At 73.2% G+C, this 15,884-nt stretch carries 14 protein-coding genes and 1 tRNA gene; 4 read left to right on the forward strand and 11 right to left on the reverse strand.

What is annotated here, in order from left to right; all coding sequences use genetic code 11:
- Positions 1–27: 27 nt before the first annotated feature.
- Complete coding sequence (locus tag ACZ63J_RS07780; RefSeq protein WP_465398781.1) at positions 28–909, forward strand: alpha/beta fold hydrolase; 882 nt, start codon at positions 28–30, stop codon at positions 907–909.
- On the opposite strand, the gene nrfD is transcribed toward ACZ63J_RS07780, so the two are convergent.
- The 6 genes from nrfD to ACZ63J_RS07810 all read right to left on the reverse strand — a co-directional run bounded on the left by nrfD (position 887) and on the right by ACZ63J_RS07810 (position 9,003).
- Positions 887–1,810, reverse strand: coding sequence for an NrfD/PsrC family molybdoenzyme membrane anchor subunit (gene nrfD, locus ACZ63J_RS07785; protein ID WP_465398541.1), 924 nt, complete (start codon positions 1,808–1,810; stop codon positions 887–889). The two genes, ACZ63J_RS07780 and nrfD, sit on opposite strands and share 23 nt — an antisense overlap.
- The gene (locus ACZ63J_RS07790) at positions 1,807–2,652 is read right to left on the reverse strand and encodes a 4Fe-4S dicluster domain-containing protein (RefSeq protein WP_465398542.1); all 846 of its coding nucleotides are present in this window, start codon (positions 2,650–2,652) and stop codon (positions 1,807–1,809) included. Before ACZ63J_RS07790 ends, nrfD begins: the two co-directional genes overlap by 4 nt.
- Positions 2,645–5,872 carry a formate dehydrogenase gene (fdh, locus tag ACZ63J_RS07795; RefSeq protein WP_465398543.1) on the reverse strand — a complete coding sequence of 1,076 codons (3,228 nt, stop codon included), beginning with the start codon at positions 5,870–5,872 and terminating at the stop codon, positions 2,645–2,647. Before fdh ends, ACZ63J_RS07790 begins: the two co-directional genes overlap by 8 nt.
- A 38-nt stretch (positions 5,873–5,910) precedes the next feature.
- Entirely contained in the window at positions 5,911–7,635 is a 1,725-nt protein-coding gene (locus tag ACZ63J_RS07800; RefSeq protein WP_465398544.1) for a SelB domain-containing protein, read from the reverse strand.
- A complete protein-coding gene (gene selA, locus ACZ63J_RS07805; RefSeq protein ID WP_465398545.1) occupies positions 7,626–8,909 on the reverse strand; it encodes an L-seryl-tRNA(Sec) selenium transferase in 1,284 nt (427 codons plus the stop codon). The genes ACZ63J_RS07800 and selA overlap by 10 nt, the downstream gene beginning before the upstream one ends.
- Positions 8,909–9,003: transfer RNA gene (locus ACZ63J_RS07810), tRNA-Sec, on the reverse strand. The genes selA and ACZ63J_RS07810 overlap by 1 nt, the downstream gene beginning before the upstream one ends.
- A gap of 54 nt (positions 9,004–9,057) precedes the next feature.
- On the opposite strand from ACZ63J_RS07810, the gene selD reads away from it, so the two are divergent.
- Entirely contained in the window at positions 9,058–10,050 is a 993-nt protein-coding gene (gene selD, locus ACZ63J_RS07815) for a selenide, water dikinase SelD (RefSeq protein WP_465398546.1), read from the forward strand.
- Between the two features lie 31 nt (positions 10,051–10,081).
- On the opposite strand, the gene ACZ63J_RS07820 is transcribed toward selD, so the two are convergent.
- Entirely contained in the window at positions 10,082–10,363 is a 282-nt protein-coding gene (locus ACZ63J_RS07820) for a ribosomal protein L7/L12 (RefSeq protein ID WP_465398547.1), read from the reverse strand.
- 53 nt (positions 10,364–10,416) lie between these two features.
- On the opposite strand from ACZ63J_RS07820, the gene ACZ63J_RS07825 reads away from it, so the two are divergent.
- Complete coding sequence (locus ACZ63J_RS07825) at positions 10,417–10,983, forward strand: isochorismatase family protein (protein ID WP_465398548.1); 567 nt, start codon at positions 10,417–10,419, stop codon at positions 10,981–10,983.
- Positions 10,984–11,330: 347 nt separating this feature from the next.
- Here ACZ63J_RS07825 and ACZ63J_RS07830 read toward each other — a convergent pair whose 3' ends face one another.
- On the reverse strand, positions 11,331–12,227 hold the full coding sequence (locus tag ACZ63J_RS07830) for a serine hydrolase (protein WP_465339790.1): 897 nt from the start codon (positions 12,225–12,227) through the stop codon (positions 11,331–11,333).
- The gene (locus ACZ63J_RS07835) at positions 12,224–13,102 is read right to left on the reverse strand and encodes a LysR family transcriptional regulator (RefSeq protein ID WP_465439352.1); all 879 of its coding nucleotides are present in this window, start codon (positions 13,100–13,102) and stop codon (positions 12,224–12,226) included. The genes ACZ63J_RS07830 and ACZ63J_RS07835 overlap by 4 nt, the downstream gene beginning before the upstream one ends.
- 107 nt (positions 13,103–13,209) lie before the next feature.
- On the opposite strand from ACZ63J_RS07835, the gene bla reads away from it, so the two are divergent.
- The gene (gene bla, locus ACZ63J_RS07840) at positions 13,210–14,121 is read left to right on the forward strand and encodes a class A beta-lactamase (RefSeq protein ID WP_465339792.1); all 912 of its coding nucleotides are present in this window, start codon (positions 13,210–13,212) and stop codon (positions 14,119–14,121) included.
- Here bla and rimO read toward each other — a convergent pair.
- Both rimO and ACZ63J_RS07850 read right to left on the reverse strand, forming a co-directional pair.
- Positions 14,112–15,497, reverse strand: coding sequence for a 30S ribosomal protein S12 methylthiotransferase RimO (rimO, locus tag ACZ63J_RS07845; RefSeq protein ID WP_465439354.1), 1,386 nt, complete (start codon positions 15,495–15,497; stop codon positions 14,112–14,114). The genes bla and rimO overlap by 10 nt on opposite strands.
- A gap of 4 nt (positions 15,498–15,501) precedes the next feature.
- Positions 15,502–15,819, reverse strand: coding sequence for a hypothetical protein (locus ACZ63J_RS07850; RefSeq protein ID WP_465339794.1), 318 nt, complete (start codon positions 15,817–15,819; stop codon positions 15,502–15,504).
- Positions 15,820–15,884: the final 65 nt, after the last annotated feature.

The raw sequence follows: 15,884 nt of genomic DNA on the forward strand, positions 1-15,884 counted from the left end.
GCGGCAGCTTCGTGTCCGGGGGTGACCGTGTTCGAAGGCTTCGAGCTCGACCACGTCGACGTCGGCGACGTGACCCTGCGGGTCCGCCACGGCGGGTCGGGGCCGCCGCTGCTGCTGGTGCACGGGCATCCGCGCACCCACACGACGTGGCACCGGGTCGCGCCGCGGCTCGCCGGCCGGTTCACCGTCGTCTGCCCGGACACGCGCGGCTACGGCGAATCGACGAAACCGCCGACCGACGCGGACCACACGCCCTACAGCAAACGTGTCATGGCAGCCGACTGCGTCGCTTTGATGGCGCGCCTGGGACATTCCCGGTTCTTCGTGGCGGGGCACGACCGCGGTGCGTACGTGGCGACGCGGCTGGCCCTCGATCACCCGTCCGTGATCCAGGGCGCGGCGATCCTCGACGCCGTCCCGATCGGCGAAGCCCTCGCCCGCTGCGACGCGCGGTTCGCGCGCGAGTGGTTCCACTGGTTCTTCTTCGCCCAGCCGGAAAAGCCCGAACGGGTGATCACGGCCGACCCCGACGCCTGGTACAACGTCGGCACCAAGAACACGCCGGCCCGGCTCGGCGAGGACAACTTCGCCGACTTCCACCGGGCGATCCACAACCCGGCCACGGTCACCGCGATGCTCGAGGACTACCGGGCCGGCCTGGGGGTCGACCGCGCGCACGACGACGCCGACCAGGCGGCCGGCCGGCGGATCACTTGCCCGACCCTCGTCCTGTGGTCCAGCGAAGACGACCTCGAAGACCTCTACGGCGACGTCCTGGGCGTCTGGCGCGGCTGGACGACCGACCTCCGCGGGCAGGCGATCCGGTCCGGGCACCACATGGCGGAGGAGAATCCCGCCGACCTGGCCGCCGCGCTCGGGGAATTCTTCAGCGGCCTGCCCGCCGGTTGAGCCGTTCCCGTTGCGGGACGACGACGTACTTCGGGTCCTTTGTGGACGCCACACCGGCCGCGTAGACACCGAACCGCGTGCACAGGCCCGAAGCGACGTAAGCCGCCCCGGCGAGGGCGCCTGCCAGCCGGTTGCGGCGGGCCGCCAGCGAAAGCCCCGCACCGGCGACGGTGAGCGCCTTCGCCGCCTTCAGCAGCTTCCCGGCCCGGCCGGTCCGGTAGGGCTCCGACGCCAGCCCCAGCCCGGTCTCCAGGTGGTGCTCGGCGACGAGCTCCGCGACCGCCCCGGCCAGCCCGGCCCGCACGACCGGGCCGGTTTCCCCGGCCGGCACCGCCAGCAGGGCCGCGCCCGCGCCGCTCGTCATCGCGCTGCCCGCGAACAGCACCGGGAGCGTCCCGTGGGCTTCGTGCCACGACGGCGTCGCCGTGTCCGCCAGGAGCACCGCGGTGTAGGTGCACATCGCCGGCCCGAGCACCCCCGCGGCGGCGCCGGCCAGGCGGCCGATCGCCGGCAGCCGTCCACTCAGCTCGGACGCGGCCGCCACCGCCGCCAGCCCCGAGAACGGCGAGAGGATCCACGAACCCACCGAGAGCGGCGACGTCGGCTTCAGGACGCGCAGCATGTGCAGGAACCGCGTCGGCTTGCCCAGGTCGTGGACCAGTGCCACGACGCTCGCGAGCGAGCCACCGGAGGCGACCAGCCGGCCGACCCGGGCCAGTTCCGGCCGCCCGGTGAGGTCGGCTAGGGCGGCCATCGTCGCCGACGCGCCCGCCGCGCCGCCGAGGAACAGGTAGAGCGGCACGTCCGGCTGCTTCCACGCCGGCTCCTTGAGGATCGGCCGGCCGTAGTAGGACTTGAACTCCGCGGGCTCGACCATCGCCCGTTCGCGGCGCGGGCTCACCGGCGCCGGCCCAGGAACGACGCGGCGACCGCCACGGCCACGCCGGCCGCCGTCACCGCGGCCCGCTTCCACATCGCCGGCAGGTCCCGGGTCGTGACGACCGGGTCCGGCGGCAGCCCGTAGACCTCGGGTTCGTCCAGCAGCAGGAAGAACGCGCCGTCGCCGCCGACACCGTCGTCCGGATCGCGGCCGTAGAGCCGCGCCTCCGGCACCCCGGACTCGTGCAGGGTCTTCACCCGCTCGTCGGCGCGGGCGTGCAGTTCGTCCAGCTCGCCGAACTGGATGGAGTCCGTGGGACACGCCTTGGCGCAGGCCGGTTCGAGGCCCGCGCCGAGCCGGTCGTAACACAGGGTGCACTTGAACGCGCGGCCGTCGCTCTCGCGCTTCTCGATGACGCCGTACGGGCACGCGGGAACACAGTAACCGCAGCCGTTGCAGATGTCCTGCTGCACCACGACCGTGCCGAACTCGGTCCGGAACAGCGAACCGGTCGGGCAGACGTCGAGGCACGCGGCGTGCGTGCAGTGCTTGCAGACGTCGCTCGACATCAGCCAGCGCACGCCCGGCTCCTCCTGCGCGGGCGCGCCGACGTCCGGCATTCCGAGGTCCACTGTGGACGGCGCCGGGGCGGCCGGTTCGGATTGCTCGACGAAGGCCACGTGCCGCCAGGTGTTCGAGCCCAGCGCGCCGGTGTTGTCGTAGGACATGCCGAGCAGGTCGAGCCCGCCCGCCTCGGGCACGCCGTTCCACTCCTTGCACGCGACTTCGCAGGCCTTGCAGCCGATGCACACCGACGTGTCGGTGAAGAACCCCATGCGGGGCTGGGTGCCGTATTCAGCCATCGGCTCGCTTCCGGTATTCGGCCACGAACTCCGGCAGCGCGGCCCCGCGCGGGCGCCGTCCCGGCCGGATGTCGCAGGTGGCGGCCTTGGATTCCTGGATGTGCACGTTCGGGTCCAGCACGACCGAGAGCAGGTCGTTGGCCGCGTCACCGCGGGAGAGCCCGTTCGGGCCCCAGTGGTAGGGCAGGCCGACCTGGTGGATCGTCCGGCCGCGGACCTTCAACGGCTTGACCCGGTCGGTGACGAGCACGCGCGCCTCGATCGCCGTCCGGGCCGAGACGATCGTCGCCCACCCGCCGTTCTCCAGCCCGCGTTCGGCCGCCAGCGCCGGGGAAACCTCGCAGAAGAACTCCGGCTGCAGCTCGGAAAGGTAGGGCAGGGTCCGGCTCATCCCGCCCGCGGTGTGGTGCTCGGTGAGCCGGTAGGTCGTGAAGACGTACGGGTACACCGAACTCCGCGACGGGTTGTACGGGTTCGACGGGCTGTCCAGCGTCTGCCGCGTCGGCGACTCCTGCTGGCTGTACAGCGCGTTCCCGACCGGGCTTTCGAAGGGCTCGTAGTGCGTCGGCAGCGGGCCGTCGGCGAGCCCCGCCGGGACGTAGAGCCAGGCCTTGCCGTCGGTCTGCATGATGAACGGGTCGCGCCCGCTCAGCGCGTCCTGCGCCTTGGCGCCCTCGGGCGGCTCGTAGTCCGGCGCCTTCGTCGGCTCGAAGTCCGGGACGTCGAGGCCGACCCACCTGCCCTGCTCGGCGTCCCAGCTGATCAGCTTCTTCCGCTCGCTCCACGGCCTGCCGTCCGGGTCGGCCGACGCGCGGTTGTAGAGGATCCGCCGGTTCGCCGGCCACGCCCAGGCCCAGCCATTGGCGATCCAGTCCTGTTCGGACCCCGGCTGCCGGTTCGCCGCGTGGTTGTGGCCGTCCGCGCGGACCCCGCAGTAGATCCAGCAGCCGCACGCGGTCGAGCCGTCGTCCTTCAGCTGTGTGTACGCCGAGAGCGGGCCGTCGGGGCCGTGGCCGTTGATCTCGGCGAGCACGGACTCCGCGCTCGGGTCGTCGGTCGGGCCCTCGACCGGGTAGCTCCAGGTGAGGTCGCGGATCGGCGCGTCGCGCGGGTCGTCGCCGGCGCGTTCCCGGATGATCCGGCCCAGGTGGTAGTAGAACCAGAGATCGGACCGCGCGTCGCCGGGCGGCTCGACGGCCTTGTGGTGCCACTGCAGGAGCCGCTGGGTGTTGGTGAAGCTGCCGTCCTTCTCGGTGTGCGCGGCCGCGGGCAGGAAGAAGACCTCGGTGCCGATCTCCGCGGACTTCAGCTCGCCCGTCTCGATCTCCGGGCCGTCCTTCCAGAACGTCGCGCTCTCGATCATCTGCAGGTCGCGCACGACGAGCCAGTCGAGGTTGGCCAGGCCGAGCCGCTGGAACTTGCCGTTGGCCGAGCCGACCGCCGGGTTCTCCCCGACCAGGAAGTAGCCCTTGCACTCCCCCTCGATCTGCTTCTGCACGGTCGCGTAGGTGCCGTGGTCGCCGGTCAGGCGCGGCAGGTAGTCGAAGCGGAAGTCGTTGTGCGGCTGGGCCGAGTCGCCCCAGTACGACTTCAGGAGGCTGACGGTGTAGGAGCGCATGTTGCCCCAGAAGCCGGTGCTGCCCGCGTCCGCGGCGACGAACTCGTCGAGGCTCTGGTGCTGGTGCGCGTGCGGCATCGGGATGTAGCCGGGCAGCAAGTTGAACAGCGTCGGGATGTCGGTGGAGCCCTGGATGCCGGCGTGCCCGCGCAGCGCGAGGATGCCGCCGCCGGGCCGGCCCATGTTGCCCAGGAGCGTCTGCAGGATCGACGCCGTGCGGATGTACTGCGCGCCGACCGTGTGGTGGGTCCAGCCGACCGAGTACACCCACGCCGTCGTCCGCTCGCGCCCGGAGTTGGCGGTGACCGCCTCGGCGATCTCGGCGAACTGCTCGACCGGCAGCCCGCAGACGTCGGCGACCAGCTCGGGTGTGTAGCGCGCGAAGTGGCGCTTGAGCACCTGGAAGACGCACCGCGGGTGCTGCAGGGTCTCGTCGCGCTTCGGCTTGGCGCCGATGGCGGCGCCACCGCTGCCGTAGGTGTCGGCCCGGGCGGACTGCTGGTGCGCCTCACCGCCGTGGTGGGCCTCCGAGCCGGGCTCCCCCGGCTGTTCGGGATCGGTGGACCCGGCCGCGGGCACGGTCGGCGCGCCTTCGTACTCCCACGTCGTCATGTCGTACTTGCGCTTCTCGGGGTCGTAGCCCGAAAAGACGCCGTCGAGGTCTTCGGTGTCCTCGAAGTCCTCACGCAGGATGGCGGCCGCGTTCGTGTAGGCGAGCACGTACTCCCGGAAGTCCTTCTCTTCGGACAGGACGTGGTTGATCAGACCGCCGAGGAACGCGATGTCCGACCCGGCGCGCAACGCCGCGTGGACGTGCGAGACCGCGCTGGTGCGGGTGAACCGCGGGTCGACGTGGATGATCTTCGCGCCGCGGGCCTTCGCCTCCATCACCCACTGGAACCCGACCGGGTGACACTCGGCCATGTTCGAGCCCTGGATGACGATGCAGTCGGCGTTGGCGAGGTCCTGCTGGAACGTCGTGGCGCCCCCACGACCGAAGGAGGTCCCCAGACCGGGAACCGTGGCGGAGTGTCAAATCCGGGCCTGGTTCTCGATCTGGATCGCGCCGAGCGCGGTGTAGAGCTTCTTCATCAGGTAGTTCTCTTCGTTGTCCAGGGTCGCGCCGCCCAGGCTGGCGAAGCCGAGCGTGCGGTTGAGCTTGCGACCCTGGTCGTCGGCGTCCTGCCACGTCTCGTCGCGCGTCTTCAGGACGCGGTCGGCGATCATGTCCATCGCCGTTTCGAGCGGCAGGCGCTCCCAGTCGGCGCCGTACGGGCGCCGGTAGAGGACTTCGGTGACGCGGCTCGGGCTGGTCACGAGCTGCTTGCTGGCCGAGCCCTTCGGGCAGAGCCGGCCGCGGGAAATGGGCGAGTCCGGGTCACCCTCGATCTGCGTGACGCGGCCGTCCTTGACGTACACCTTCTGGGCGCAGCCGACGGCGCAGTACGGGCAGACGGACTTGACCACCTTGTCGGCGTCTTCGGTGCGCGCGTGCCATTTCTCCGAACCGTCCGATTTGGCCGCGGCGGCGCGGGCGGTCCGGTCGGGTCCCGTCAGCTGCCGGTAGACCGGCCAGCCTTCGATCCACTGCCGCACACCCATACCCCGCACGGTAATCCCGATACCCGCTCGACGCAGGTCTAACCACTCATCCGGCGGGTGCCGTCGCCGAGCGGCTCGGTCCGGCCCGCCGCGTCGAGGCGCTCCAGCAGCGGGATCATCACCCGGCGGGTGCTGTCGAGGGCCCGGCGCGCCGCGGAGACGGTGAACGGCTGGGGCAGCCCGCGCAGCTCCGCGGCCGCCCGGTCCTCGACGTCCGGCCCGAGCACCACCCCGTCGGACAGTGCCGTCAACCGGCCAAGCCGCACGGCCGCCGCCAGTTCACGGCGGCCGAGGCCCAGCGCCCGCAGTTCGTCCGCTTCGGGCGCGCGGAACGGGTGCTCGGCCAGCTGCTTCTCGACCTTCTCGAGCGCCTTCTCGACTGCCGGGGCGAGGCCCGCGCCCGGCCGCCGGACAAGCCCGCCCGTCACCTCGAACCCCGTGCCCGCCAGCAGCGGGCCGACCAGCTCCGGGGTGGGCAGGCCGAGCCGTTGCCGCAGCGCGTCGACCGGCGTTCCGGCGGCGAGGGCGTCCCAGTCCCGGATGATCGTCGCCGCTTCGGCCCGCAGCCCGGCGAACCGCGCGGGGTCGGCGAACCAGCCGCCGACGCGGTCACCTGTCGCCGTGAGGCCCATCGCGGCGAAGTCCTCGGCGCGGACGAAACCGTGGTGCCGCAGGTAGGTCCGGGCGAGGTCCGGATCGGCCAGTTCGTCACCTCGCGCCCGGGCTGCTCCGCGGCGGGACAGCGGCGGAGGGCGGACGTCGAGGACGTCGAACCCGGCGGCGATCCGGTGCTCGCCGGGGTCGCGGAGCAGCCCGCGGTCGCCCACGCGCAACGGGAGGGCGGTGGTCGTGGTGAGCCGTGCGGTGTCCGTCCCGAGTGGACGGACGCGCACCGGCAGCGCCGCCGTCCCCAGGTGCAGGACCAGGTTCCGGTGCAGGTCCGCGGCTTCGGCGCCGCGCAGCCGGACGTCGAGCTCCGTCGTGGTGAGCCAGCGGCCGGGCGTGCGCAGGACGTCGCCGCGGCCGACGTCACCGCGGGCCGTGCCGCGCAGGTTCACCGCGACCCGGGCCACGGCCTCGACGCGGTCGCGGGGTTCACCGAGGGCCTGCAGGCCGCGGACCTTCACTCTCGCGTTCCCGAGCAGCAGCTCGTCGCCCACTGTGATCGTCCCGGCGGCGAGGGTGCCGGTGACCACCGTCCCCGCTCCCGAAACCGTGAAGGCGCGGTCGATCCAGAGCCGGACGTCGGCGTCCGGGTCCGGCTCGGGCAGGCCGCCGGTCAGCTCGCCGATCGCCGCGCGCAGGTCGTCGAGGCCCGCGCCGGTGACACCGCTGACGGCGACGCTCGGCACCGCGCCCAGCGACGTCGCCGCGATCTCGGCCAGCGCCTCGGCCGTCGCCGCCGCCGGATCGGCCCGGTCGGCCTTGGTGACGACCAGCAGCCCCTGCCGGACATCGAACGCCGCCAGCGCGGCGAGATGTTCCGCCGACTGCGGTTTCCAGCCCTCGTCCGCCGCGACCACGAACAGCACGGCCGGCGCAGGCCCGGCGCCGGCCAGCATGTTCGGCACGAACCGTTCGTGCCCCGGGACGTCCACGAAGGCCACGTCTTCGGCGCCGATGCGCGTCCAGGCGAAGCCGAGGTCGATGGTGAGGCCACGACGGCGTTCCTCGGCCCACCGGTCGGGTTCCATCCCGGTCAGCCGGCGGACCAGGGTGGACTTCCCGTGGTCGACGTGCCCGGCGGTGACGATCACCCGCATCGGCGGACGGCTTCCAGCACCTTCGGGTCCTCTTCCGGGCGGACGGTCCGCAGGTCGAGCAGGCACCGGTCCCGCACCACGCGGCCGACCACCGCGGGCTCGCCCGTCCGCAGCGCCGCCGCGTACCGGGCCGGCAGGCTGACCGCGACGCTCGGCAGCTCGACCCCGGGCGCTCCCCCGCCGCCGACGGCCGCCTCGGACTCGACGGCTTCGGCGCCCAGGTCCCGCAGGTTCCGGACCAGGCTCTCGGCGCGTCGGCGAAGGCTTTCGACGTCCGCTTCGAGGGCCGCGCGCACCGGCGGCAGCGGCCCGCGCAAGGTCGCTTCGAGGGCGGCGAGGGTGAGCTTGTCGACGCGCAGGGCGCGCGCGGCGGGGTGCCGTCGTAGCCGTTCGATGACGTCGGCGTCGCCGAGCAGCAGGCCGGCCTGCGGGCCGCCGAGCAGCTTGTCGCCGCTGGCGGTGACCACCGTGGCGCCCGCCCGCAGCGCGCTCGCCGCGTCCGGCTCGTCCGGCAGGAGCGGATGCGCGGCCAGCAGGCCGGACCCGATGTCAGCGACCACCGGCACCCCGAGCCCGGCCAGCTCGCCGATCGCCACCTCCGACGTGAAGCCGGCGACCCGGTAGTTCGACGGGTGGACCTTCAGCACGAACCCGGTGTCCGGGCCGAGCGCCTCGGCGTAGTCGCGGATCGACGTCCGGTTGGTCGTGCCGACTTCGCGCAGCCGGGCGCCGGTCGAGGCCAGGAGGTCCGGGATGCGGAAGCCGTCGCCGATCTCGACCAGCTCACCCCGGCTGACCACGACCTCGCGGCCCGGGGCCAGGGTGAGCGCGCAGAGCAGCAGGGCGGCGGCGTTGTTGTTGACCACGTGGACCGCGCCCGCGTCCGGCACCGCGGCGGCCAGCGCCGCGAGCGCGCCCCGGCCGCGGCGGGCCCGGTCGCCGGTGGCCAGGTCGAACTCGACGTCCGTCGCCCCGCCGGCGGCGACCAGTGCGTCGAGCGCGGCCGGCGACAGCGGGGCCCGGCCGAGGTTGGTGTGCACGACGACCCCGGTCGCGTTGACCACCGGCCGCAGCGAGGACGCGCTCATCGGGAGGCGCTCGAGGACGGTGTCGACAACGTCGTCCGGGGCGATTTCGCCGCTGCGTGCCGCCTGCTGGACGGCGGTGACGACGGATTTGACCAGGTCACGCCCGAGCGTCGCGGCGGCTTTGGCGACCCGGGGCTCGGCCAGGACCGTGTCGGTGCGCGGGATCGCGCGGCGCGGGTCAGGCATGGCGGAGGCGGACGGGAATCGAACCCGCCAGCGGCAGGACCTGCCGCTCGGCGATTTTGAAGACCGCGCCGGTCACCAGGCCGGATACGCCTCCCTGAACCATGGCCGTCATCCTGCCAAGCCCGGCGCCGGCGGGCACGATGAACCCGTGGGTTACCGGCTGACGCAGTACGCGCACGGCGGCGGCTGTGCGTGCAAGATCCCGCCCGGCGAGCTGGAGGCGGCCGTCCGCGGCCTGACCGGCGCGGCGCCCGTGAATCCGGCCGGCGAGCTGCTGGTGGGCCTCGACACCGGCGACGACGCGGCCGCGGTCCGCATCTCCGGGTCCACCGCCCTCATCGCCACCACGGACTTCTTCACCCCGGTCGTCGACGACGCCTACGACTGGGGACGCATCGCGGCCGCCAACGCGCTGTCCGATGTCTACGCCATGGGCGGGACCCCGGTGGTGGCGGTCAACCTGCTCGGCTGGCCGCGGGAGACACTGCCGTTCGAACTGGCCGCCGAGGTGCTGCGCGGCGGCCTCGACGTCTGCGGCCCGGCGGGCTGTCACCTCGCCGGTGGGCACAGCATCGACGACCCCGAGCCGAAGTACGGCCTGGCCGTCACGGGGATCGCCGACCCGGCGAGGCTGCTGCGCAACGACGCGGGCCGCGCCGGTGTCCCGCTGACGTTGACCAAGCCGCTCGGCGTCGGCGTGCTCAACTCGCGGCACAAGGCGACCGGTGAGCGGTTCGAGCAGGCGATCGACGTGATGACCACGCTCAACGACGCCGCTTCCCGCGCCGCGCTGGCCGCCGGGGCCGTGTGCGCCACCGACGTCACCGGTTTCGGGCTGCTCGGGCACCTGCACAAGCTGGCGCGCGCCAGCGGGGTGACGGCGCGGCTCGACCCGGCGGCCGTGCCCTACCTCGAGGGTGCACGGGAGGCTTTGCGGGACGGGTTCGTCAGCGGCGGGACGCGGCGGAACCTGGACTGGGTGCGTCCGCACGCGGACCTGTCCCGGATCTCCGAGGACGAGGCGCTGCTGCTGGCCGACGCGCAGACGTCCGGTGGCCTGCTGGTCGCCGGGGAGCTGCCGGGGCACCCGGTGATCGGCGAGCTGGTGGCGGCGGCCGGGCACACCATCGTCGTCGGCTGAGTTTCCGGGCCGCCGCGGCGGGTGCGACGGCTCACGCCATCCGCTCGACGGCGTCGCGGGCCTCCTTGAGGTCGGCGCCGGTGTGTTCGCGGTAGACCTTGATCGCCTGGATCTTCTTGCCCTGCCGCAGCAGCTCGGTCACTTCGGCGAGTTCCGGCTCCGCCACGACGACGCCGAGCTGGGCCGTGATGGCGTCGAGCTTCCGTTCCACCCGCTCCAGGCGCCGGCTGAGCTTGCGTTCCGTGGTCGACGCCCCCAGGCCGACGACCCCGACGAGCACGGCGGCGGCGAGCAGCAGCATCCCGTAGTCCATGGGCGTGCATGCTAGTGCCGGAAATTGTCGGTGGCCGCGGTTAGGGTGAGCCCATGACCACGCTGACCGATCGTCCGAACACCGCCCTGCTGGTCGTCGACGTGCAGAACGGTGTCATGAAAGTCTCCCTGGACCGCGACGCCGTCGTGGCCAGGATCGGCTCCCTGGTGGAGAAAGCCCGCGCGGCGGGGGTCGACGTCGTGTGGGTGCAGCACACCAGCGAGGAGCTGCCGCGCGACAGCGAAACCTGGCAGTACGTGCCGGAGCTGGTGCGCCGCGAGCCGGAACCGCTGGTGCACAAGACGTACGGCGACTCGTTCGAGGACACCGAGCTCGAGGCGGTGCTGGCCGAGCGCGGCATTGGCAAGCTGGTGGTGGCGGGAGCCCAGACGGACGCCTGCATCCGCGCGACCCTGCATGGCGCGATCACGCGCGGGTATGACGCGACGTTGGTTTCGGATGCGCACACGACGGAGGATCTGTCGGCGTATGGGGCGCCGCCGCCTGAGGCCGTTATCGCGCACACGAATCTGTATTGGCAGTTTCATACTGCGCCGGGGAGGACTGCGGGGACCGTGGAGACGGAGGACGTGGAGTTTGGGGTGAAGGCGCCGGCGTAGGGCGGGTGCGGGGGGGCCGCCGGGGGGCAGGCAGGTGGGCCGGGGGCAGGTGGGCCGGGGGCAGGTGGGGGCCGGGGCAGGCGGGGGGCCGGGGGCAGGCGGGGGAAGGTGGGCTGGGGCGGACTGCTCAGTTCCAGGTCGCGCTTCGGGTTGCCGGCGTGCACCGGTGGAGCGAGGTCTCGGCCCGAAGATCGCCCATCAACCGGATTTCGAGCTGCGGCGGGGAGTTCGGCCGGTGAAGGTCCAAGCGTGCGTTTGCCTGCCGCAGTGGCCGCTTGCGCGGCACTCGTCGCGCAGCAACCAGGCCGCGGCCGGGCTGCCCGCGTAACTCGCGTTTCGCCGATCTCTCAGCTGCCGCGCAGGTGGTCGCGCAGTGCCCGCGCCACCCGGGACATCAGGACCTCCGCCTCCGGCTGGAGCACCGCCGGGACCGTCGACTCCGTCAACGCCACCACCCCGAACACTCCCCCGTCCGCGTGCTCGACCACGCCCGCCTCGTGCCGCAGGTTCAGCAGCGTGCCCGTCTTCGACGACCACTTCGCCGCGTCAGAAGCGAAGTCCGGCGTCAGACGATGGCGGATCACGTTGTTCGCCATCAGCTCCCGCACCGCCTCGGCCACCGCCGGGTCGATCTTCGACGGTGTCCAGAGCGCCTGCAGCAGGTCGAGCATCGCCCGCGCCGACGCCGCGTTCGCCCGGGTCACGTCGAGCTGCGGGAGCCGATGGCCCTGGCCCGCCGTGCCCGCTCCGATCGCCAGTGAATGCGCCAGGTCGACCTCGCCCGCGTCGAAGCGCTCGGCCGGGGTGTCGACCAGGTCGCGCATCGGGTGCCGGACCGCGATGCCGCTCACCTCCCACGCCGCCAGCATTCGCGCTACCTCGGCCGGGGGTGTCAGGGCGAACAGGGCGTCCGCCGCTTCGCCGTCGCTCAGGCACGTGCTCAGGTACACCAGGTCCTCGACCGCGATCTGCGCCGCATGCCGGAAGCGGGTCAGGCCGATCGGCCCGGGCGTGGTGACGCGGCCGGGGGCGACCTCCAGCCGGTGGGCGCCGTCGAGCTCGCCGCGGCGGATGCGCTCCAGGGTGGCCGCCGCCAGGGGGACCTTGACCAGCGATGCGATCGGGTACTCGCGGTCCGGGTCGATGCCCAGCTCGAGACCGGTCTTCAGGTCGCGGACCAGGAACGAGCCACGCAGGCCGCCGTCGGTCAGCTCCTCGCGCAGCTCGCGGACCAGGGCCGTCATGCGGAATCCTCCTCGGCGCCCAGGCACCGGCCGACGGCGCCCCGCAGCACGGTACGCAACCGGTCCGCGTCCGACCCCAGCGCCGCCGCCACCGTTAACCCGCGCGCCAGGTCCAGCTCGCCCACCGGCCGCCACGGCAACCCCAGCTCGGCGGCCTGCGCGGCCGAGCACAGCAGCAGGTCCGGCGAGCCGAACACCTCCGCGGCCGCCGACGTGAGCGAGTCCGCCACCGCCACCTGCGACGGCTGCAGCCCGACCGCGTCACGCACCCGCAGCACCCGGTCGCGGATGTGCGGGACGTCGTCCTCCGGCTGGAGCCAGACCCGGCGCCGGGCGCCGCCGGACCGTCCGGCCCGCAGGGTCTCCAGGTGCACGACCCGGCCGGACGGCGGCGCGACCCCGGACACGCCCAGCGGCACGGCCCACTCCCCTTCCCCCGCCGGGACGGCCGTGAGCGCGGCCCGCACCTCCTGGGTGCGGACCAGCTCGGCGCGCTCGCCCGGCGGCGCGGCGCGGAACTCCAGGTGGACGTCCAGCGTGCGGGCCTCAGCCGCCAGCTCGGCGAGGTCCCGCACCCCGCAGGTGTCCGGGACGGCCACCCGCATCGGCCGCAGCCGCGCCCGCCGGGCGTCGTGCTCCAGCGTGTCGGCCAGCTGGACGAGCCGCTGGGCCGAGGGCAGCACGTCGCGCCCGAACGGCGTCAGGCGCGCCCGGCGGGTGGTGCGGTCGAAGAGCCGTTCGCCGAAGTGCCGTTCCAGGGCCGCGATGCGCCGGCTGGCGACGGGCTGCGGGATGCGCGCGAGCGCCGCGCCCGCCGTGAAGCTCCCCGTCTCGCTCACGCTCACGAACGCCCGGCAGCCGCCGATCAGGTCCACGACCTCACTCTATGCGATTTTGGCATCAAACCACCTTTTTCCGTCTTCGACAGCATGACCGGATCCGGTGAGACTACGGGTGTCGATCAAGACCGGAAGGAAGCACCGTGCCGTTCCCCCACGTCCGGCGGGCCGCGCTCGCCGCGCTGGTCCTCGTCCCGCTCACCGCCTGCTCCGCGGAGGCCCCGGCGGCGACAGCAACACAGACACCACCGCCACCGGCGTCGTCCACCGTCGCGACGCCCCAACCGGACTTCGCCCCGCTCGAACGCGAATTCGACGCCCGCCTTGGCGTGTACGCCGTCGACACCGGGTCCGGCCGCGAGATCACGCACCGCGCCGACGAGCGCTTCGGGTACGCCTCGACGCACAAGGCGTTCTCCTCGGCGGCCGTGCTCCAGCGCACGAGCGTCCCGGACCTCGCCAAGGTGCTCAAGTACACGCGCGCGGACCTGCAGGCGAACTCGCCGGTCACCGAGAAGCACGTCGGCACCGGCATCTCCCTGCGCGACGCGATCGACGCGGCCCTGCGCTACAGCGACAACACCGCCGCGAACCTGCTGTTCCGCGAGCTCGGCGGGCCGGCCGGGCTCGCCGCCGCGCTGCGCGGGATCGGCGACACGACCACGCACGTCGACCGGATCGAGCCCGGGCTCAACGACCTCGCCCCCGGCGACGTCCGGGACACCAGCACGCCGCGCGCGATGGCCGGCAGCCTGCGCGCGTTCACCCTCGGCACCGCGCTGCCGCCGGAGAAGCGAACCATCCTGACGGACATGATGCGCGCCAACACGACCGGCGCGGCGCTGATCCGCGCGGGCGCGCCCGCGGGCTGGGCCGTCGCCGACAAGACCGGCACCGGCGAGTACGCGACCCGCAACGACATCGGCGTCGTCTGGCCGCCCGGACACGCGCCGATCGTGCTGGTGATCATGACCGACAAGAAGACCGCCGACGCCAAGGCCGACGACCGGCTGCTCGCCGGGGCCGCGAAGCTCGTCCTCGACAGCTACCGCTGAGGCTGGGGAAGAACGCGCGCTTCGAGGTCGATGCCGAACGCGCCGGTGACCTCGGCCCGGACCAGTGAACCCGGCTCGGGCGCGGCGCCGGGGAACTTCACGTGCCCGTCGATCTCCGGCGCCTGGTGCGCCGCCCAGCCGTGGCCGGCCGTCCCGACGACCACCTCGACAACCGAGCCGACCCGCTCTTCCGCGCGGCGGCTGCTCACGTCGTCGGCGAGGACCGAGAGCTCCTCGACCCGCTCGGCAAGCACCGCGGGCGGCACTTTGTCCGGCAGGTTCACAGCTTCCGTCCCGTCTTCGTCCGAGTAGCCGAAGACGCCGATGGCGTCCAAGCGGGCCGCGGCCAGGAACAGCTTAAGTTCGCCGAAGTCCGCGTCGGTCTCGCCGGGGAAGCCGGCGATGAAGTTGGAGCGCACCCCGGCGTCCGGCGTGATCTCCCGGATCCGGTCGAGCAGCTGCAGGAACCGTTCCCGGTCGCCGAACCGGCGCATCCGGCGCAGCACCGGGCCGCTCGCGTGCTGGAACGACAGGTCGAAGTAGGGCACGACCCCGGGGGTCCCGGCGATCGCTTCGACGAGGCTCGGGCGCAGCTCCGCCGGCTGCAGGTAGCTCAGCCGGACGCGGTCGACGAACCCGGCGAGCTTCGGGAGCAGTTTCTCCAGCGCCTGCAGGTCGCCGAGGTCCTTGCCGTACGACGTCGAGTTCTCGCTCACCAGCACCAGTTCCCGCACGCCGTGGCCGGCCAGCCATTCGGCTTCGGCGAGAATTTCGGCCGGGGTGCGGGAGACGAAGGCGCCGCGGAAGCTCGGGATGGCGCAGAACGTGCAACGCCGGTCGCAGCCCGACGCCAGCTTGAGCGACGCGATCGGGCCGCCGCCGAGCCGGTGGCGCAGCACCGGCGGTCCGCTCGCCGGGCCGGTCCGCTCGGTCGTGTGCCCCGGGACGTGGGCGACGACGGCGGCGGGCCGCTCGACCGGGGTGATCGGCAGCAGCGTCCGCCGGTCGCGCGGGGTGTGCGCGGCTCGGGTCCGCCCCTGCAGGACGTCGCCGATGCGCTCGCCGATCTCCGGGTAGTCGTCGAACGACAGCACGGCGTCGGCTTCCGGCAGCGCGTCGGCGAGCTCACGGCCGTAACGCTCGGCCATGCAGCCGACCGCGACGACCTTCGCGCCCGTGCCGGAGGCGGCGAGGACGGCGTCGATGGACTCCTTCTTCGCCGCTTCGATGAAGCCGCAGGTGTTCACCACGACGACGTCGGCCGCGGCGCCGGGTTCGGCGAGCTGCCACCCCGAGTCGTCCAGGCGCGCGGCCAGCTCGTCCGAGTCGACCTCGTTGCGCGCGCAGCCCAAGGTGACCAGGGAGACGGTGCGCACGCCGTCAGTAGGCGACGACGTCGCCGTGGCCCGGCGGCTCGTCGCCGATGGCCGACACGACGACGGAGTCGCCCTTGGGCCCGTCCCCGATCGCCTTGGTCTGGACCAGCACCGGCGAGTCGACCGCGGGCGTGACGACGCCCAGCGGCAGGTAGGCGGTGATCACGAACCCGCTGGCCAGCAGCACCCGAGCCACCCGGCGCCGCCGGTCGCCGGTTTCCCGGACGCTGACGCAGGTGCCCCACTGCTGCCCGGCCGGTGCTTCCGGCGCGGTGCCCTGACGGCCACGGCGTTCTTCGGCCATCCGCTCGAGATCACTCACGGTTCCCCCTCGACGAGTCCGGTGGCGGGTCGGCCCGAGAATCGCACGCCGCGCGAAACCCGCTC

Source organism: Amycolatopsis sp. NPDC104863 (genome assembly GCF_055582965.1).

What these genes read in the sequence shown, in the direction of transcription:
- ACZ63J_RS07790 (WP_465398542.1), bottom strand. Translation starts at nt 2,652, where the DNA reads ATGGCTGAATACGGCACCCAGCCCCGCATGGGGTTCTTCACCGACACG.
- ACZ63J_RS07800 (WP_465398544.1), bottom strand. Translation starts at nt 7,635, where the DNA reads ATGCGGGTGATCGTCACCGCCGGGCACGTCGACCACGGGAAGTCCACC.
- selA (WP_465398545.1), bottom strand. Translation starts at nt 8,909, where the DNA reads ATGCCTGACCCGCGCCGCGCGATCCCGCGCACCGACACGGTCCTGGCC.
- ACZ63J_RS07820 (WP_465398547.1), bottom strand. Translation starts at nt 10,363, where the DNA reads ATGGACTACGGGATGCTGCTGCTCGCCGCCGCCGTGCTCGTCGGGGTC.
- ACZ63J_RS07825 (WP_465398548.1), top strand. Translation starts at nt 10,417, where the DNA reads ATGACCACGCTGACCGATCGTCCGAACACCGCCCTGCTGGTCGTCGAC.
- ACZ63J_RS07830 (WP_465339790.1), bottom strand. Translation starts at nt 12,227, where the DNA reads ATGACGGCCCTGGTCCGCGAGCTGCGCGAGGAGCTGACCGACGGCGGC.